This window comes from Nonomuraea sp. NPDC049750 (assembly GCF_040659625.1).
GTDB lineage: Bacteria > Actinomycetota > Actinomycetes > Streptosporangiales > Streptosporangiaceae > Nonomuraea.
This window is the reverse complement of record NZ_JBFANB010000005.1, coordinates 190,798-209,137: the sequence shown is the minus strand read 5'-3', so window position 1 is coordinate 209,137 and position 18,340 is coordinate 190,798. Positions and strand designations below refer to the sequence as shown.

The window sequence follows — 18,340 nt, the reverse complement described above, 5'->3', positions numbered from 1 at the left end:
AGGCTCTCGACTATGAAGCTGACCAAATACGGCCACGCGTGCGTACGGCTGGAGAAGGATGGCAACGTCCTCGTCGTCGACCCTGGCGCCTTCACCGAGGGCCCCGTCCTCGACGGCGCCGGCGCTGTGCTCATCACCCACGAGCACATGGACCACGTCGACATCGAGCGGCTCAAGGCCGCCTCTTCCGACCTGGAGATCTGGACCTGCGAGGCGGTCGCCGCCCAGTTGACGGAGGTTCCGGGGAAGGTGCAGGTCGTACGGCATGGCGACGACTTCACCGCGGCGGGGTTCGAGGTGAAGGTGTTCGGCGAGTGGCATGCGAAGAACCACCCCGACGTGCCGATCGCACAGAATGTCGGCTTCATGCTCGACGACGAGATCTTCTACCCCGGTGACGCGCTGACCGTGCCGGGCGTCGACGTACCCACGCTCCTGGTGCCGACGAACGCCCCTTGGCTGAAGCTCCTGGAGATGGTCGACTACTTGCGGACGATCCGTCCGGCCAGGGCGTTCTCCACGCATGACGGGCTGCTCAACGATATCGGTCTCAGCCTGATCGACAACTACCTGAAGCTGGAGTCCGACAAGCAGCACGCCGACATGCGGCGGCTCAAGGTCGGCGAGTCGGTCGACCTGCCCTGAGATCAGCTGAGCTGCTGCTTTAGATCGGCCGAGCTGCTTGCAGATCAGCCGGCTGAGGCGATGGTGGCCGAGCCGATCACGGTCTCGCCCGAATAGAGCACCGCCGCCTGCCCCGCCGCGACCCCCGTGGCGGGGCGGTCGAGCGTGATGCGCAGCCCGTCGCCGACCTCCTCGAAGTGGCACCCGTAGACCTCGCCATGGGCCCGCAGCTGCACCCTCAGCTCGCCCGGCGCGGCCGCCAACGCGACCGAATCCGGCTCCGTCGGCCCGTTCCAGACCGGTCGGGCGCAGGTGATCGAGGTGACCTCCAGCGCCGAACGCGGCCCCACCGTGACCGTGTTGGACACGGGCTCGATCGACAGCACGTAGCGCGGCCTGCCGTCGGCGGCGGGCCGGTCGATGTGCAGGCCCTTGCGCTGGCCGATGGTGAAGCCGTGGGCGCCGTGGTGGTTGCCGACGACCTCGCCCTCCTGGTCGACGATCGGCCCTTCGGCCGAGCCGAGCCGCTTGGCCAGGAAGCCGCGGGTGTCGCCGTCGGCGATGAAGCAGATGTCGTGGCTGTCGGGCTTGTCGGCGACCGTCAGGCCGCGCCTGGCGGCCTCCTCGCGTACCTCGGCCTTGGTCGAGTCGCCCAGCGGGAAGATCGCGTGGCCGAGCTGCTCGCGGGTGAGCACGCCCAGCACGTAGGACTGGTCCTTGCCCTGGTCGGCGCTTCTCGACAGCACGCCGTCGACCAGCCTGGCGTGGTGGCCGGTGGCGACCGCGTCGAAGCCCAGCGCGAGCGCCCGGTCGAGCACCGCCGAGAACTTGATCTTCTCGTTGCACCGCAGGCACGGGTTGGGCGTGCGGCCCGCCGCGTATTCGGCCACGAAGTCCTCGACCACGTCGCGCTGGAAACGCTCGGCCATGTCCCAGATGTAGAACGGGATGCCGATCACGTCGGCGGCGCGCCGCGCGTCGCGGGAGTCCTCGACCGTACAGCAGCCCCTGGCCCCCGTGCGGTGGGATTGGGGGTTGGCCGACAAGGCCAGATGCACACCAGTGACGTCGTGACCGGCCTCGGCGATCCGGGCGGCGGCCACGGCGGAGTCGACGCCGCCCGACATGGCGGCAAGCACACGCAATCCCATGACCATTCCAGCGTACTGTCCCGCCAAGCCTGCTCGGCCATCTGCACAACCGGGCGCCGCGTCTGGGAGTATTCAGGCCATGCGACTGTTCGGGCGCAAGGACGACGACGAAGAGCCCATCGAGCCGAGTGACGGCATCGCGCCGTTCTGGGCGTGGTGGGAGGAGACCAGGCCGGAGCTCGACTCGCTCGTGGCCTCCGGTGAGGCCGAGGGGCTGTGGGAGAAGATCGCCCCGGCCGTGGCCGCGGTGCATCCCGACCTGGTCTGGGAGGTGGCTCCCGGCAGGAACGCGGCGCACGCGCTGGTCGTGACCGCCGCCGGCGACGCCGAGCTGCGCCCGCTGGCGCATCGCCTGGTCAAGGGGGCGCCGCCCGCCGACCTGCTGTGGGAGTTCCATCCGTCGCGCCAGGTCAACCCGCAGGCGCTGGAGCTCACGATCGACGTGGGCGGCTTCGAGTTCGCCTTCGACAAGCTGATGCTGGGGCTGCGGGTGCCGCCCAACTCGCCGCGCGTGGACGTGGCCGCCTATCACCCGATCTTCGGCCAGCTCGACGAGGACACCCGGCTGGAGACCACGCTGCTGGCCCTCGACTGGCTGCTCGGCGAGGACGACGTGGCCCGCTGGGTGGGCGAGATCACCCCGGCGACGTTCCAGCCGATCGACTCGGTCGCCGCCGTGCACCTGCCCGCCGTGGTGGCCGACCTGGCCTCCGGCTACGAGGAGGAGCAGTGGGCGCTGCTGGAGGGGCAGACGGCGGCCGGCGCGCCGCTGGTCGCCACCGCCCGCTATCCGCTGCGGCCGGTCGACTATCCGCTCTTCGACCAGCACATCGCGATCACGCTCCCGTACGCGCACCGCGACGAGAACGGGCTGCCCGTCGGGGAGTCGCTGACGGCGCTGCGCGACTTCGAGGAACGGCTGGCGGCCCGGCTGCTCAAGCTCCACGACGACGCCGTGCTGGTGGCGCACCTGAGCGCGGAGAGCCACCGGGTCATCCACATCTACGCCGACCCGACCGGCGACGCGGCGATCCACGCCAAGGAGCTGATCGTGGGCTGGGAGGAAGGGGAGCCCAGGGTCGACGTGGCGACCGATCCCGCGTGGAGTGCGGTGGTGGCCTTCATCAACTAGCTCAGGCCGGCGCGGCGGGCGCGTTCGACCGCCGCCGGTAGCACCTCGATCAGCCGGTCGACGTCGTCGTGCGTCGAGGTGTGGCCGAGGGAGAACCTGAGCGAGCCCCTGGCCGCCGCCGAGTCGGCGCCCATCGCCAGGAGTACATGGGAGGGCTGGGCCACCCCGGCCGAGCAGGCGGAGCCGGTCGAGCACTCCACGCCCTTGGCGTCGAGCAGCATGAGCAGGGCGTCGCCTTCGCAGCCGGGGAAGGAGAAGTGGGCGTTTCCCGGCAGCCGGTCCGTCGGGTCGCCGTTGAGGAGCACGTCGGGGACCGCCTGCCGTACGCGCTGGATGAGCTCGTCCCGCAGCGCGGTCAGGCGGCGGCTCAGCGACTCCTGCTCGTTGACCGCGACCCGGATGGCGGTGGCGAGGCCGGCGATGGCGGGCGCGTCGAGCGTGCCGGAGCGTACGTCGCGCTCCTGGCCGCCGCCGTGCATGACCGAGACCGGCGTCATCCCTCGGGCCAGCAGCAGCGCGCCCACGCCCATCGGGCCACCGACCTTGTGGCCGGTCACCGTCAGCGCGTCGGCGCCGGAGTCGGCGAACGACACCGGCAGTTGCCCGACCGCCTGCACGGCGTCGGTGTGGAAGGGAATGCCGCTGTCGTGGGCGATGGCGGCCAGCACGTGCACCGGCTGGACCGTGCCCACCTCGTTGTTGGCCCACATGACGCTGATCATGGCGACGTCGTCGGGGTCGCGGGCGATGGCGGCGCGCAGCGTGTCGGGGTGCACCCGGCCGAACTCGTCGACCTCCAGCAGCTCGACGCGCGCGCCCTGGCTGTCGGCCAGCCAGTGGGCCGGATCGAGGGTGGCGTGGTGCTCGACCGAGCTGACCAGCACCCGCTTCCTCGGCCGGCGCGCCCAGTAGAGTCCCTTGACGGCGAGGTTGTCGGCCTCGGTGCCGCCCGAGGTGAACACCACCTCGCTCGGCCTGGCGCCCAGCGTGTCGGCGATGGTCTCGCGCGATTCTTCGACCACTCTGCGCACTCGGCGGCCGGTCGCGTGCAGCGAGGACGCGTTGCCGACCAGGCCGAGTTGCTCCGTCATGGCCTCGATCGCCTCGGGAAGCATGGGCGTGGTCGCCGCGTGATCAAGGTAGGCCGACGGTCTGCTCACCAGGAAATCGTATCCCCTTTGCTACTGTACCGTCCGGACGGTACAGTAGAGGCATGAGAAGGGACGAGCTACTGGACGCGGCAGAGGATCTCCTCTGTGACCAGGGCTCGACCGCGCTGACCCTGTCCGCGGTGGCCGATCGGGCCGGTGTGAGCAAGGGCGGCCTCCTCTATCACTTCTCCTCCAAGGAAGCCCTGATCAAGGGCATGGTGGAGCGGTTGATCGACGACTTCGACGAGCTGATGGCCGCCCAGGGCGACCCCACCTACACCGAGCGCTACCTCGCGGCGACGCTTGAGGCCGTGCGCTCCAACCGGCTGCGACGATGGGCCGTGGTCACGGGGGCGTCGGGCAACCTGTTCCTGCTCGCGCCGATCCGCGAGGCCATGGCCCGCTGGCACCGCGAGGGCCTGGACGACGAGCCCGACCGGGTGGCGTCCCAGATCGTCCGGCTGGCGTGCGAAGGACTGTGGGACGTGGCCAGCCACGATCCCGACCTGCACGCCGAGAGCGACCTGCGCGCCCTGGAGGCCCGCTGTCGCGCCCTCCTCAAACCCTAGCCTCCCCCTTCCACCACCTTTCTTCGCGCCCGAGCTCGCACTCTGAGCTCCGGGCCGCGCCGCATGCCGGTTAATGAGTGATTTGCGAGGTATGTACCAATGATCCGCGACTTGAGGATCGCCCGTCTCGGGGCGGTTCTTACTTTCGTCCTGGCCGGGCTCCTGGTGGGCACGATGACCGTGCGCATCCCGGCGTTGACCGACAAGCTCGGCCTGTCCGAGTCGGCGGTCGGCCTGATCCTGCTGGCGTGGGGTGTGGGCGCGCTGATCACCATGCAGTCCATGCGCCGGGTCATGAGCCGGGCGGGCAGCAAGACCGTCCTGCGGATCGGCGGCCCGCTGACGGCGCTCGGCCTGGTGGGCGTGGCCTTCGCGCCGAACCTGCCGCTGCTGCTGGTCGCGGCCACGTTCTTCGGCATGGCGTTCGGCATGGTGGACATCGCGATGAACGCCCAGGGGTCCACGGTCGAGCGGGCCTACGGGCGCCCGCTGCTGAACGGCATGCACGCGGGCTGGTGCGTGGGCGCGATCTCGGCCGGCGCTGTGGGCAGCCTGTCGATCGCCCTGGGGCTGTCGTTCACCGTGAACGTGGCGCTGGTCGGCCTGGTCTCGCTGCCGGTGATGGTCCTGCTGGGCCGTACGTACCTGCCCGAACCCCCGGCCGTGTCGACCACCGCCAAGGCCGGCCGCCGCCTGCCCCCGATCGTCTATCTGCTCGGCGCTCTGATGTTCTTCGCGTTCATGGTGGAGGGCACGGTCGCCGACTGGAACGGGCTGTTCATGCGCGACACCCTGGGCGCTCCGGAGGCGCTGGCCGCGCTCGGCTACCCGGTCTTCGAGGTGGGCATGCTGGTCGCCAGGCTCACCGGCGACAGGCTGCGGACCCGGTTCGGGGTACGCGGCATCATGACGGCCTCCGGCGTGGCCACGGCGGGCTTCTTCGCCGTCGTCCTGGTCGCGCCCGCGCCGCTTGTGGCGGTGCTGGCGATGTTCTTCGTCGGCCTCGGCGTGGCGACGATCTCGCCGATGACGCTCTCGCTGGCCGGGACCGCCACCGACACCCCCGGCCCGGCGATCGCCCAGGCGGGGGCCATGGGCTACGCGGGACTGCTGCTCGGCCCGGTGGTGATCGGCTTCCTGACGGACGCCACGTCGCTGCGTGTCGCGCTCGGGATCGCGGTGCTGTTGGGCGTGGCGATCGCGGTGGCCGCCCGCTTCCTGCCACGCGAGGAGCCCGCGGCGGTCACCGCCGGTCCGGCCGTCAGGGAGCCCGAACTCGCCGCTGCCTGACCCCGTGACATTTGTCCTGGCTCAGTGGCTTACATTCTGCACTGCCCCGATCCGCAGATCAGTGTGAGGCTGAGCCCATGGTCAAACCAGTCGTCACCGCCTCGGTCCTCGTCGTGACCGCCGTGCCGAGTGTCCTCCAGTTCTTCCTCCCCGGCCTGGAACCCGCGCTCATGCGCGACCCGGCGGCCATCCGCGCCGGGGAATGGTGGCGACTGGGGACCTCCCTCGTCGTCCAGGACAGCGGCGTATTCGGCACTCTGTTCAACCTGGCGTTCCTGGCGGTGCTCGGCTACCTCGCCGAGCGCTCGCTCGGGCCCGCCCGCTGGCTCATCCTGTACGGCGCGGGCGCCGTGGCCGGGCAGGCTGCCGGATACCTGTTCAGCGACCCGGGAGCCGGGAACTCGATCGCCTTGTGCGGCCTGGCGGCGGGCCTGGCCATCGCCTGCGAGGGGTCGCTGGAGCGCTCCGTGGGCGCCTTCTACGCGGTGATGCTGGGCGCGTCCGCCCTCGCGCCCTCCGGCGGCATCTGGAGCTGGGTGGTGACGATCGCTGTCACCGCGGTCGGGTTCCAGCTGGTGACCCGTCACGAGCGGCTACCCCTGCGGCTCTTCCCCGTCGTCCTCGCGGTCGTCGCCGTCACACTCACCGCCCTCGCCGACCTCCACGGCGTGGCCCTGCTGGGTGGCATGATCGCGGCATGGGCTCTGAGAGGAACGTCCCGTTCGACATACCGGCCTACGTCGCTCGCGTGAAAAGCGGGCCGTGCTTCATCTGCGCCATCGTGGCCGGTGACCCGGCGTACGACCTGGAAGAGATCGTCTACGAGGACGAGCGTCACCTGGCGCGTTCCTGGCCCGCTACCCGACGATGCCCGGCTACGTCCTGGTGTGTCCGAAGGTGCACGTCGAGCACGCGGTCCGCGATCTCGACGAGGGCGACTACCTCGATCTCATGCGGGTCGTACGGCGGGTGGCGCTGGCCGTCGAGGCGGCGGTTCCGTCCGAACGCACGTACCTGCTCACGCTCGGCAGCCAGCAGGGCAACGCGCACCTGCACTGGCACGTGGCCCCGCTGCCACCCGGCACCCCCTATGAGGAACAGCAGTACTACGCCCTCATGTCGGAGAACGGGGTGATCTCCTGGTCGTCCGGCCAGGCCCGGGAGCTCGCGGGCCGGATCCGGGAGGCGCTGGCCAGGGCGTGAGCTGGAAGTTCTCTGTGGATTCCGGCCGCGCTCCATGTCGATCCGCTGCTCGGGGGCTCGCGTTCCCAGGAATCTCACAGATCTCCCCAGAAGCCCTCCATCCGGGCGTACGACGCTGGCCGCATGATCCAGCTCAACGGACTGACGAAACGCTACGGCGAGGTGCTCGCCGTGGACGACCTGACCTTCACCGTACGCCCCGGCCTGGTCACGGGCTTTCTCGGCCCGAACGGCGCGGGCAAGTCCACCACGATGCGGATGATCGTCGGCCTCGACCTGCCCACGGCGGGTTCGGTGACCGTCAACGGGCGGGCGTACCGCGACCTGCCCCAGCCGCTGCGGGAGGTGGGGGCGCTGCTGGAGGCGCGCGCCGTGCACCCGCACCGCGGCGCCCGCAACCACCTGCGCTACCTGGCGCAGACCAACGGGATCCCTGACCGGCGCGTCACCGAGGTGCTCGACCTGGTCGGGCTCACGGACGCGGCCGGGAGGAGGGCGGGGACGTTCTCCCTGGGCATGAGCCAGCGGCTCGGCATCGCCGCCGCCCTGCTCGGCGATCCGCCGGTGCTGCTGTTCGACGAGCCGGTGAACGGGCTGGACCCCGAGGGCGTCCTGTGGATCCGCACGCTGATGCGCGGCCTGGCCGCCGAGGGGCGCACGGTGCTGGTCTCCAGCCATCTGATGGGCGAGATGGCGCTGACGGCCGACCGGCTGGTGGTCGTCGGCAAGGGAAGACTCATCGCCGACGCCGACACCGGGACGTTCACCGACACCGGCGCGGAGGTGCTCGTCCGCACGCCCGAGGCCGCCGTCTTCACCCGGCTCCTGGAGCTGTCCGGAGCCCACGTGCGGACGGGCGGCGAGCATAACGGGTCTGGCTCCGGGTCCGGGTCCGGGTCCGGCGAGCTGATCGTGACCGGCATGACCGCGCCCGACGTCGGACGGCTGGCCGCCGCCGAGGGCGTGCCCCTGTTCGAGCTCGCCCCGCGCCGTACCAGCCTGGAGGAGGCCTTCATGGAGCTCACCCGTGACAGCGTCGAGTACGGGGCGGCCCGATGACCGCCGCAGGCGTGCTGCGCGCCGAATGGACCAAGTTCATCACCATCCGATCGACGACGATCCTGTCCGCGGGGATCGTCGCGCTGTCGATCCTGTTCGGCTGGCTGTTCGGGACCGCGACCGCCAATCAGTACGACGCTGCCTCGGCGCAGGACCGGCTGAGCTTCGACCCGATGGCCTCGGCCACGCGGGGCCTGTTCATCGTGCAGCTGCTGGTCGCGGGGCTGGGCGCGCTGGTGGCCTCCTCCGAGTACGGCTCGGGCACCATTCGCGCGAGCGCCGCGGCCGTGGGGCGGCGGCGCCTGCTGATCGCCAAGGGCGGAATGACCGTGCTCGTCGCGCTACCGGTGAGCGTGGCGGCCATGGGGCTGATGATCCTGACCTTCATGGGGACGCTCTCAGCGCGTGGAACACCGGCCCTCGGGCTCGGCGACGCCGCCGTCATCCGCTTTGTGACGCTCGGCCCGATCGTGTTCACACTGCTGGCGCTCTTCGGGCTGGCGCTCGGCGTCCTGCTGCGGGGCACGGCCGCCGCCGTGAACGTCAGCACCGCCTTTCTGCTGCTCCCGATCTTCGCCGGGACTTCTCCCGGCTGGCTGCGCGAGGCCCTCGGCGTCTACTGGCCGAACGTGGCGGCCTTCTCGGCCGCCTCCGGACAGGTACACGCCGGTCTGTCCCCTTGGGGCGGGTTCGGGATCCTCATCGGGTTCACGGCGGTCATGCTGGGTGTCGCGTTCGTACGGTTCGAGGCCCGCGATCTCTGATCCGCTCGTACGCTCGAAAGCGGTCAGGACAGGGAGGAAAGCAGTTGGGTGAAGGCGAACGGCTGCTCGTGGTCGACGACGAACCCACCGTCAGGGAACTGCTCTCGGCGACCCTGCGCTTCGCCGGCTTCACCGTGAGCTCGGCCGAGAGCGGTGTCCAGGCGCTGGAGTCGGCCCGAGCCGACCCGCCCGACCTGGTCCTGCTCGACGTGATGCTGCCCGACCTGGACGGTTTCGAGGTGATCCGCCGGCTCAGGCTGCTGCCCCGGGGTGACGGCCGACCGGGCCCTGTGCCGGTGCTGTTCCTGACGGCCCGCGACGCCACGGCCGACAAGATCAACGGGCTGCGACTGGGCGGCGACGACTATGTGACCAAGCCGTTCGACCTGGAGGAGCTTCTGGCCCGCATCAGGGCCATACTCCGGCGGACGGGCGCGGCTCCCGGCAACGACACGCTGCGCGTGGCCGACCTGGAGGTCGATCCCGAGGGCCACCAGGTGACCAGGGCGGGCCAGGCCGTACGGCTGTCTCCGACGGAGTTCAGGCTGCTGCTCCATCTCGTGCTCAACGCCGGGCGGGTGCTGTCCAAGGCGCAGATCCTCGAACACGTCTGGCGCTACGACTTCGCCGGGGACTCCAGCATCGTCGACACCTACGTCAGTTACCTGCGCCGCAAGATCGACACCGGCGAGACGAAGCTGATCCACACCGTGCACGGCGTCGGATACGTGCTGCGCAGGCCGAAGCGATGATCAGGCGCCTGTCCCTGCGGCTCAGGCTCCTGGCCATCACGGTGGCGCTGCTGTTCGTCGGGCTGGTGGTGATCAGTTCGGTGGTCGTGCAACAGCTGGAATCCCAGCTTCTGACCAGGATCGACGAGAAGCTGGCGCCCATGGGCACCGCCCTGTCCGTGATCTCGCCCCAACTGGCCGATCGGCTGAGGCAGCGGCCGGTCAGCGACCACGTGGCGCAACTCGACCTCTTCGAGCAGGGGTACGCGGCCTACCTGTCCGCCGACGGCACGGTCCTGCGGGAGCTGACCACCGGCGGACGTCCCGAACTGCCCCGGCTGGACTCCGCCACCGTCGCCAACCGCGCGAAGCGGCCGTTCACCGTGAGCGGCGCCGATGACACGGCGTGGCGGGCGATGGCGCTGCCCAAGGCCGGACGGGACGGCTCCGCTCACGCCAGTGTCGTCGTCGCGCTGTCGCTCGACGGCCTGGACACCACGATCGACCGGGTTCGGGTCGTCTGTCTCATCGCGGGTTCGGTGCTGCTGGCCGTGCTCGCTCTCGTCGGCGGCGTGGCGATCCGGGCGGGGCTCGCGCCGCTGCGGCGGGTGGAGGAGACCGCGGCGGCCATCGCGGGCGGCGACCTGACTCGGCGCGTACCGTACCTGGCCATGCCGGGGACGGAGGTCGGGCGGCTCGCGCACGCGCTGAACGGCATGCTCGCCCAGATCGAGCAGGGGTTCGCCGCCCGCGCGGAGTCCGAGGCGCGCATGCGCGGGTTCGTCGCCGACGTCAGCCACGAGCTGCGTACCCCGCTGTTCGGCATCAAGGGGTTCTCGGAGCTGTATCGCATGGGCGGCACGGACGCCGACGCGGCGCTGGCTCGCATCGAGAGCGAGTCCGGGCGTCTGGCGCGGCTGGTGGACGACCTGCTGCTGCTCGCCTTCCTCGACGAGCCCACGACCGCGGGACTCGACCTGACGCCCATGGACCTGCGTACGCTGGCCGCCGACGCGCGGCACGACTTCGCCGCGCTGGACCCGTCCAGGCCGATCGCGTTCACCGGGCCCGCCGGCGGACCCGCGGCCAGCGCCCCCGTGCTGGGCGACGAGGCCAGGCTGCGGCAGGTGGTCAGCAACCTCGTCGGCAACGCCGTCACCCACACCCCGGCCGGCTCCCCGGTCAGGATCGGCGTCGGCACCCTCGGCGACCAGGCGGTGCTGGTCATCGAGGACGAAGGGCCGGGGCTCAGCGCCGAGGAGTCGGCCCGGGTCTTCGACCGCTTCTACCGCGCCGACGGCTCCAGGGCCAGGTCCACGGGTGGGGCGGGACTCGGACTGGCCATCGTGCGCTCCATCGTCGCCGCCCACGGGGGCCGCGTGGAGGTCCGCTCCGCGCCGGGGCGGGGAGCGGCCTTCCAGGTCCTGCTCCCCGCCAGCGACCAGTGACTCCGGCCCCAGCAAGCGCTACTTGCGCTTGGTGACCTCTTCGGTGAGCTGCGGCACCACCTGGTGCAGGTCGCCCACGACGCCGTAGTCGGCGAGCTCGAAGATCGGCGCCTCCGGGTCCTTGTTGATCGCGACGATGGTCTTCGCGGTCTGCATCCCGGCCCGGTGCTGGATCGCGCCGGAGATGCCGGCCGCGATGTACAGCTGCGGCGACACCGTCTTGCCCGTCTGGCCCACCTGGAACTGGTGGGGGTACCAGCCAGCGTCGGTGGCGGCGCGCGAGGCGCCCACGGCCGCGCCCAGGGCGTCGGCCAGGCCCTCGATGACCGAGAAGTTCTCGGCCGAGCCGACGCCACGGCCGCCGGAGACCACGATCGCGGCCTCGGTCAGCTCGGGGCGCGCGCCCTTCTCCTGCTTCACGCGCTCCAGGACACGGGCGGCCTTGGCGGACTCGGTCAGGGTGACCGACACCTGCTCCTCGGTGCCCGCGCCCGCGGCGGCCTCGGGGGCCGTCGAGTTGGGGCGTACGGCGACGATCGGCGTGCCCTTGCGCACCTTCGAGCGGACGTTGACGCCGCCGCCGAAGATGGACTGGTCGGCCACGAAGCCCTCGCCGAGGCCCACGGCGTCGGTGATGACGCCCGAGTCGGTCTTGACCGCGAGCCGGCCGGCGACCTCCTTGCCCTCGGTCGTGGCGGCCACCAGCACGGCGGCGGGCGACTTGTCGGCCACGAGCTGGGCGAGCAGCTCGGCCTTGGGCGCGACGACGTAGTCGACGATCTCGTCGGCTCCGGCGACGTAGATCTTCTCGGCACCGTATTCGGCGAGCCTGGCCTTGGCCGCGTCGGTGATGCCGGGTCCGGCCCAGACGGCGGCCGGTGCGCCGAGCGAACGGGCCAGGGTCAGCAGTTCGAGTGTGACCTTCTTGACCTCGCCGTCGACGTGCTCGACGAGAACGAGAATCTCCGACATATCAGCTGTCTCTCCCGTGCTCAGATGAACTTCTTGGACGCGAGGAAGTCAGCGGCCTTCGAGCCTCCGTCACCCTCGTCCTTGACGATCGTGCCGGCCGCGCGCGGCGGGGCCGCGGCGAACTCGACGACCTCGGACCAGGCCGCGTCCAGGCCGACCTGGTCGGCCGCGATCTCCGCGTCGGCGATGGCCAGCGTCTCCACCGGCTTCTTCTTGGCCGCCATGATGCCCTTGAAGGACGGGTAGCGCGGGTCGTTGATCTTCTCCACCACGGACACGACGGCGGGCAACTGGGCCGCGACCTTGTCGAACCCGTAGTCGGTGATCCGCTGGATCACGATCTCGGAGCCCTCGATGTCGACCTTCTTGGCGAGGGTGAGCTGGGGTGCGCCCAGGCGCTCGGCCAGCATCGCGGCCAGCACGCCCGTACGCGCGTCGGTGGACTCCGAACCCAGGATGACCAGGTCGAACCCGATCTTCTTGAGCACCTGCGCCATCGCATAGGAGGTCGACAGGGCGTCGGAGCCGTGCAGCGCGTCATCCGTCAGGTGGACGGCCTTGTCCGCGCCCATGGCCAGGGCCTTGCGGATGGTCTCGGTGGCCCGGCTCGGTCCCATGGTGAGAACGGTCACCTCACCGCCGTGGGCTTCCTTGAGCTTCAGGGCCTCCTCGACCGCATACTCGTCAAGCTCGTTCACCACGCCGTCGACGGCGTCACGGTCGAGCGTCTTGTCATCGGACCGGAGCTTGCGCTCGGTCGCCGTGTCGGGGACCTGCTTCACGCAGACGACGATGTTCATGGCCGGTGGCCGACCTCCCGTGTTCGCGTGCGCCGACGCTCGGCGCCTGATGCTTGCTGACAGACTGCCAGGTGTCCCATGGGGCCGTGACAGCGGGTGCTCTCGCGGCCATGTTACCCATGAGTAGCTTAGGCGCAAGCAAGCGAGGCTTACGACAAAGCACCCCCCACCCTACCGAACTTTATTCCGTTACCTGAGTTCAGGCCGACATCAGGAACACGACCCCGACCACCAGCGCCGTACCGGCGAACAGGGCGAGTGTGAACGTACTGAAGACCGCGCTCAGCCCCAGGCAGAGCCCCGCGGCGCCGAGCATCCCGGCGAAATCGAAGATGATCCGGCTCATCCGGAAGCGGCCGCGCGTGAACAGCGCCACCCCCGCGTCGGCCACCGCCACCAGCGCGTACGCGGCCAGCAGGAACAGCGTCACCTCCGGCAGCGGCTCCCGCGCGGCGGCGGCCAGCAGGGCCACGAACAGCCCGGAGCCGATCAGCCAGCGCCTGCGTACCTTCTCCCGGTGCCTGGCCCTGGACTCCTCGACCGACGGACGGCCCCGCTCCTGACCCGGCCGCCACTCCCGGGTCTCCAGGTCGTGCGCCTCGCCGGGCCGGGGGCGCAGAGCCGTGGCGGGCGGACGGACGGCGTAATGGGCGGCCTCGACGCCGAGCCTGTCGCAGATCTGCGCGGCCGTCGGCCGCGCGAGTGGGTCGGTGGCCAGGCACTCGCGCAGCAGCGGGCTCAGCCAGTCTGGGACCCCCTCCAGATCGGGATCGTGGTGCACGACCCGGTAGGCGACCGCCGAGGCCGGTCCCTGCCCGTACGGCTGCCGTCCCGTGGCCGCGTAGGCCAGCGTGGCCCCGAAGGAGAACACATCGGCCGGCATCCCCGACTCCTTGCCCTCCAGCACCTCGGGCGCCAGATAGCCGGGCGTGCCCACCACGGCCCCCGAGGCCGTCACCGAGAGGGAGTCGAGCGCGCTGGCGATGCCGAAGTCGATGACCACCGGCTCACCTTCGGCCATCATCACGTTGGCCGGCTTCAGATCCCGATGCACGACACCCGCCTCGTGCATGGCCAGCAACGCGTCGGCCAGTCCGGCGGCCAGCTGCCGGAGCTCGGGCACCGGCGTGGGGACCGCGCTGAGCGGCCTGCCCTGGACGTAACGGGTCACCAGGTAGGGCTTGGCGACGTCGAGCGAGGCGTCGAGCACCTCGGCAACGTGCGGCCCGCCCACTAACCGCATCGTCTCCACCTCGCGCGCCAGCCGGGTCAGCGCGCCACTGCCGGCCGTCACGTGCGGGTGCAGGACCTTCACCGCGACCGTACGCCCCTCGGGGTCGAGCGCCAGGTGCACCTCACCGAACCCGCCCGCCCCGAGCCGGGAGAGTAACTGATAGGGGCCCAGCCGCTCGCTCATACCCCTTATCTCCCCCCGGAGCGGGCCAAGACACTTACGACCAGGGTGACAGGAACCCCAACCCCACGCCGTCGAGCAGATCGTTGATCAGGCCGGTGATCAAGCCGATCGTGCTCCGCCGCGCATCGCTGGTCAGCTCGTTGATCACGGTCTCCGGAGCCCGCCAGGGCGCCCAGGTCGGTGCCTGGCCCATCGCGAACATCACCGCGAACATCGCGGCCGTACCGACGATCAGGGCGGCGACCAGGGCCGCGCCGGGAGTGCGCAGGATGCCGGTGAGCGAGCGCGTGACCGCCTTGCGCGGCGCGCCGCCGCCCGGCAGCACGAACAGCCCGGCCGTGAAGGCGCCCGCGCCGTACGCGGCGGCGGCGTTGACGCTCATCCCGCCGCCCCAGCGCAGCACGCCCCAGACACAGGCACCGAACGCCAGCGCCAGCGGCACGTGGACCAGCGTCACGAGCGCGGCCTTGACCAGCGCCCACGGCGTGCCGACCAGGACGAGCAGCGGATCGGCCGCGCTGCTCCCCCGCACCTGCCTGCGCTTGACCATGTCGCCGAAGAGGTATTCGCCCACCCGCAGCACCAACGCCAGCGCGACGGCCACCGCGCTCACCGCGACGGGCAGCACGACGGCCAGCGCGGTCAGCGTGACCAGCAGCAGCAGGCCGACGAACTGGCTGCCGACCAGGTAACGCTTGCGCTCGGCCGGCGGTGTGTACGGGGGCGGCGCGACCGGCCGCTGCTGACCCGCCTGGGTGGCCGGGCGGTAGGCGGGCGGGTGTGTCGGCGGCGCCGGGTAGCCCGCGACCCGCTGGTCGACGCGCGGGGCCGGGTGCCGCTCCGGCATCGGCGCCGGGACGTAGGGCGGCGGCCGCTCCTCGCGCGGCGGCTTCTCCTCGCGCGCGGGCGCGGCCGGGGTGCCGTACGCGACCGGGGGCAGCAGGTCGGAGTAGTTCTCCATGACCCGAGTCCGGTTACCCATCCGCTTGGTGCCGGTCGGCCCGTCGGCGGACGTCTCGTGGAAGGAGGTCACCGACGGGTCCAGCGCCCTGGCCATCCGCAGGAGCTCCTGGGCGCCGGGCCGGGCACTGGGCTCGACCCGCAGCGCGCGGCTCAGCCAGCCGCGCAGCCAGGCGGGCGCCTTGTCGATCTGCGCGCGCCCTTCCATGATGTTGAAGCAGACCGCCTCGAACGTGCCCGTGCCGAACGGCGGCGCGCCCGTCGCGGCGAAGAACACCGTGGAGGCCAGCGCGTGCACGTCGGCCGCCTGGGTGATCTCCGAGTCGCGGATGATCTCGGGCGCCAGATAGCCGGGCGTGCCGACGAACATCCCCGTCTGGGTCAGCCGGGTGGCGTTGACCAGGTGCGCGATGCCGAAGTCGATGACCAGCGGATCGCCGTTGACCAGCATCACGTTGGACGGCTTGAAGTCGCGGTGGATCACCTCGGCGGCGTGGATGGCCACCAGCGCCTGGCACAGGCCCTGGGCCAGCCTGATGACCTCGCGCGCCTCCAGCGCGCCCTCCGCCAGCACCGTTTCTTCGAGTGTGCGGCCGGGGGCGAAACGGGTCACGACGTACGGCTGGCCGCCGACGAGCTCGGCGTCGAGCACCTCGGCCACGTGCGGGCTGCGCACCCGGCGCATGGTCTCGACTTCGCGCGTCAGCCGGTCACGGGCCTTCAGGTCGGCCGCGACATGCGGGTGCAGGACCTTGATGGCGACCTCGCGGCCCTCGGTGTCGAGGCCCAGGTGGACCACGCCCATGCCGCCCTCGCCGATCTTCCTGACCAGCCGGTAGGGGCCAAGCCGCTCCGGCGCCTGCGTGCTCATCGCCACCGTCCCGGCGTCATCCCCCTGTGCTCCCCTTCAGTCCGTTGAGCTGGGTCACCACAGGTCCGACGTTCAGCGGAGCCCATACGGCCCTCCTCGCGTTGTCGAACGAGCTGTAAGCGAGGATCAGGGAGAGCGCGGCCCCCGCCGCGAGAACTCCCACCATCACCATCGCCGCTGTTCTCGAGGGTACGAGCGATGAGAGGGTTCTGCGCATCTGCCTTCCAGGCCCCTCCACTCCGGGGCCCGCGCAGACGGTCCACAGGGCGATCGCCGCGCCCCAGGCCAAGGCGTTGTAGGGGTTCATCTTGACGAACACGGTAAGCAGCAGCGTCACCGGTAGCCCCAGGATAAGGGCGTAGAAGAACAGCGCGAACGTGATCCCCACCGACTTGGCCAGTTTTTTGGGGAAGGCGAACACGCGCACCACGTCCAGCGCGGCCGACCCGGTGGACCGGCGCGCGACCAGCTCCGGCTGGGCCAGGTCGGCCGCGCGGAGCAGCACCACGACCGGGATCACCAGCAGGCCCACCAGCACGGGCGCCACCACGGCCACCATGATCATCAGGATCAGCAGCATCGCGCTCGCCAGGCCGTAGGCCCGGGACCGCTGCAGCGCCTGCCCGGGGCGGGCCGCCGGGATGAACGGCTCGCGCTTGGTCCGCAGGTCGGGCTGCTGCTGCCCGTAGGCGTCTCTCCTGGTCTGCGCCTCGTGCGGCTGGTAGGGCTGCGCCTGCGGATCATGCGGGAACTGGCCCTGTACCGGGATGTAGGGCGGTGGCTGGATCGGGTTGCCTCGCCCGTAGTCGGGCGCTTCGGGGCGTACCCGGCGGGTGGGGACGTCGGGCGGGTCGGGGCGTACGCGCCGGGTGGGCACGTCGGCATCGGCCGGCGACGGCATGTGGCTGTTGCTCGGCTGATTGTTGCTCGGCTGATTGTTGCCCTGCCCGGAGACCTGCCACGGCTGCGGGGTGGCCTCGCGCTGCATCTTGCGCAGCTCTTCCGGGGTCACCCTGCGGGTCGGGTAGGGGTCGCCCTGCTGCTCGGGGAGCAGCGAGACGTACTGCTGCTCCTGCGGCGGCGGCTGGGGCGGCCGGCCCTGGGGCTGCCAGTTCGGGCCGGACCCCTGGTGCGGCTGGCCCTGGTGCGGGGGCTGCTGGCGCTGCTGGCCGTCGACGAGCCGGCGCGGCGTCATGGGCGGCGTCGAGATGTCGTACGACGGCTTGTCGGCCAAGGGCTGCGGCGTCGGCAGCTCGAGCGACGGGTTGGAGCGGTCGGACCGCGGCACGGTCGAGATCTCGTCGCGCACGCCGCCCGGCGGCTTGGGCAGCATCCTGGCGGTCTGCTCGGCCAGCTCGGCCGCCTTGGGCCGCTTGGCAGGGTTGCGCTGGAAGGCCGCCTTGAGCAGCGGCTGCAGCTCCTTCGGGGCCGCGCTCACGTCGGCCTTGCCCGCGGTGATGTTGTAGAAGATCATCTCCAGCGTGCCCTTGCCGAAGGGCGGCTGGCCGGTGCCCGCGTACAGCAGCGTGCCCGCCCAGGCGTGGATGTCGACCTCGGGCCCGGCCTCCTGACCCTCGATGATCTCGGGGGCGAGGTATCCGGGCGTGCCGATGAACATCCCTGTCTGCGTCAGCCTGGTCGCGTCGACCGCCTGGGCGATCCCGAAGTCGATCAGGACCGGCTCGCCGTCGATGATCAGTACATTGCCCGGCTTGAGGTCGCGGTGGATCACGCCGACCGCGTGCACGGCGGCCAGCGCGGTGGCGACCCCGTGCGCGATCTTGACCAGCGCGGGCAGGTCGAGCGGACCGTCGTCCTTGACGATCTCGTCGAGTGGCCGCCCGGCGACGTAACGCGTGACGATGTAGGGCCGATGACCCGTCACATCGGCGTCGATCACCTCGGCGATGTATTTGCTGCGCGCGCGGCGCATGGTCTCGACTTCACGCGACAGACGCCGCCTGGCGACCTCGTCGCCGGCGACCTCCGCGCGCAGGACCTTGACCGCCACCTGCCTACCCTGCGGGTCGACAGCGAGGTGGACAACGCCCATCCCGCCTTCGCCGAGCCGCCTGAGCAGCCGGTAAGGGCCGAGTCGGTCATCGTTCATGGCATGAAGCACCATACCGGCTTAATCCCCGCCCACGAGATGAACCATGAGGCCACATTCCCACTCGTACAACGTCCCGAAGGGGCCC

17 protein-coding genes are annotated in these 18,340 nt (G+C 71.0%); 10 read left to right on the top strand and 7 right to left on the bottom strand.

Annotation, left to right across the window (positions count from 1 at the left end; all coding sequences use genetic code 11):
• The first annotated feature begins 12 nt into the window (after positions 1–12).
• Complete coding sequence (locus AB0J16_RS15950) at positions 13–645, top strand: MBL fold metallo-hydrolase (RefSeq protein ID WP_358539330.1); 633 nt, start codon at positions 13–15, stop codon at positions 643–645.
• Positions 646–689: 44 nt separating this feature from the next.
• Here AB0J16_RS15950 and mnmA read toward each other — a convergent pair whose 3' ends face one another.
• Positions 690–1,775: a tRNA 2-thiouridine(34) synthase MnmA gene (gene mnmA / locus AB0J16_RS15945; protein WP_358539328.1), complete on the bottom strand. Its 1,086-nt coding sequence runs from the start codon at positions 1,773–1,775 to the stop codon at positions 690–692.
• 79 nt (positions 1,776–1,854) lie between these two features.
• Here mnmA and AB0J16_RS15940 point away from each other — a divergent pair, with 79 nt between their 5' ends.
• Positions 1,855–2,907 carry a DUF695 domain-containing protein gene (locus tag AB0J16_RS15940; protein WP_358539325.1) on the top strand — a complete coding sequence of 351 codons (1,053 nt, stop codon included), beginning with the start codon at positions 1,855–1,857 and terminating at the stop codon, positions 2,905–2,907.
• Here the strand turns inward: AB0J16_RS15940 and AB0J16_RS15935 are convergent.
• On the bottom strand, positions 2,904–4,067 hold the full coding sequence (locus AB0J16_RS15935) for a cysteine desulfurase family protein (RefSeq protein WP_358539323.1): 1,164 nt from the start codon (positions 4,065–4,067) through the stop codon (positions 2,904–2,906). The genes AB0J16_RS15940 and AB0J16_RS15935 overlap by 4 nt on opposite strands.
• Before the next feature lie 53 nt (positions 4,068–4,120).
• Here AB0J16_RS15935 and AB0J16_RS15930 point away from each other — a divergent pair, with 53 nt between their 5' ends.
• The 8 genes from AB0J16_RS15930 (at position 4,121) to AB0J16_RS15895 (ending at position 11,122) form a co-directional block, all read left to right on the top strand.
• Complete coding sequence (locus tag AB0J16_RS15930; RefSeq protein WP_358429048.1) at positions 4,121–4,627, top strand: TetR/AcrR family transcriptional regulator; 507 nt, start codon at positions 4,121–4,123, stop codon at positions 4,625–4,627.
• A gap of 99 nt (positions 4,628–4,726) precedes the next feature.
• Entirely contained in the window at positions 4,727–5,917 is a 1,191-nt protein-coding gene (locus AB0J16_RS15925) for an MFS transporter (protein ID WP_358539320.1), read from the top strand.
• A gap of 77 nt (positions 5,918–5,994) precedes the next feature.
• Positions 5,995–6,669: a rhomboid family intramembrane serine protease gene (locus tag AB0J16_RS15920; protein WP_358539317.1), complete on the top strand. Its 675-nt coding sequence runs from the start codon at positions 5,995–5,997 to the stop codon at positions 6,667–6,669.
• A 115-nt stretch (positions 6,670–6,784) separates the two neighbouring features.
• Positions 6,785–7,120 carry an HIT domain-containing protein gene (locus AB0J16_RS15915; RefSeq protein ID WP_358539315.1) on the top strand — a complete coding sequence of 112 codons (336 nt, stop codon included), beginning with the start codon at positions 6,785–6,787 and terminating at the stop codon, positions 7,118–7,120.
• A 123-nt stretch (positions 7,121–7,243) separates the two neighbouring features.
• Positions 7,244–8,179 carry an ABC transporter ATP-binding protein gene (locus AB0J16_RS15910; protein WP_358539312.1) on the top strand — a complete coding sequence of 312 codons (936 nt, stop codon included), beginning with the start codon at positions 7,244–7,246 and terminating at the stop codon, positions 8,177–8,179.
• Complete coding sequence (locus AB0J16_RS15905) at positions 8,176–8,943, top strand: hypothetical protein (protein ID WP_358539309.1); 768 nt, start codon at positions 8,176–8,178, stop codon at positions 8,941–8,943. Before AB0J16_RS15910 ends, AB0J16_RS15905 begins: the two co-directional genes overlap by 4 nt.
• Positions 8,944–8,987: 44 nt before the next feature.
• Complete coding sequence (locus tag AB0J16_RS15900) at positions 8,988–9,695, top strand: response regulator transcription factor (RefSeq protein ID WP_358539306.1); 708 nt, start codon at positions 8,988–8,990, stop codon at positions 9,693–9,695.
• Entirely contained in the window at positions 9,692–11,122 is a 1,431-nt protein-coding gene (locus tag AB0J16_RS15895; RefSeq protein WP_358539303.1) for a HAMP domain-containing sensor histidine kinase, read from the top strand. The genes AB0J16_RS15900 and AB0J16_RS15895 overlap by 4 nt, the downstream gene beginning before the upstream one ends.
• Before the next feature lie 18 nt (positions 11,123–11,140).
• On the opposite strand, the gene AB0J16_RS15890 is transcribed toward AB0J16_RS15895, so the two are convergent.
• The 5 genes from AB0J16_RS15890 to AB0J16_RS15870 all read right to left on the bottom strand — a co-directional run bounded on the left by AB0J16_RS15890 (position 11,141) and on the right by AB0J16_RS15870 (position 18,252).
• Positions 11,141–12,094, bottom strand: a complete 954-nt coding sequence (locus AB0J16_RS15890) for an electron transfer flavoprotein subunit alpha/FixB family protein (RefSeq protein WP_358539301.1) — start codon at positions 12,092–12,094, stop codon at positions 11,141–11,143.
• 20 nt (positions 12,095–12,114) lie between these two features.
• Entirely contained in the window at positions 12,115–12,894 is a 780-nt protein-coding gene (locus AB0J16_RS15885; RefSeq protein ID WP_358539298.1) for an electron transfer flavoprotein subunit beta/FixA family protein, read from the bottom strand.
• Positions 12,895–13,093: 199 nt separating this feature from the next.
• Positions 13,094–14,311 carry a serine/threonine-protein kinase gene (locus AB0J16_RS15880; RefSeq protein WP_358539295.1) on the bottom strand — a complete coding sequence of 406 codons (1,218 nt, stop codon included), beginning with the start codon at positions 14,309–14,311 and terminating at the stop codon, positions 13,094–13,096.
• A gap of 34 nt (positions 14,312–14,345) precedes the next feature.
• Entirely contained in the window at positions 14,346–16,142 is a 1,797-nt protein-coding gene (locus AB0J16_RS15875; protein WP_358539293.1) for a serine/threonine-protein kinase, read from the bottom strand.
• A gap of 16 nt (positions 16,143–16,158) precedes the next feature.
• Entirely contained in the window at positions 16,159–18,252 is a 2,094-nt protein-coding gene (locus AB0J16_RS15870) for a protein kinase (RefSeq protein WP_358539290.1), read from the bottom strand.
• Between the last annotated feature and the right edge of the window lie 88 nt (positions 18,253–18,340).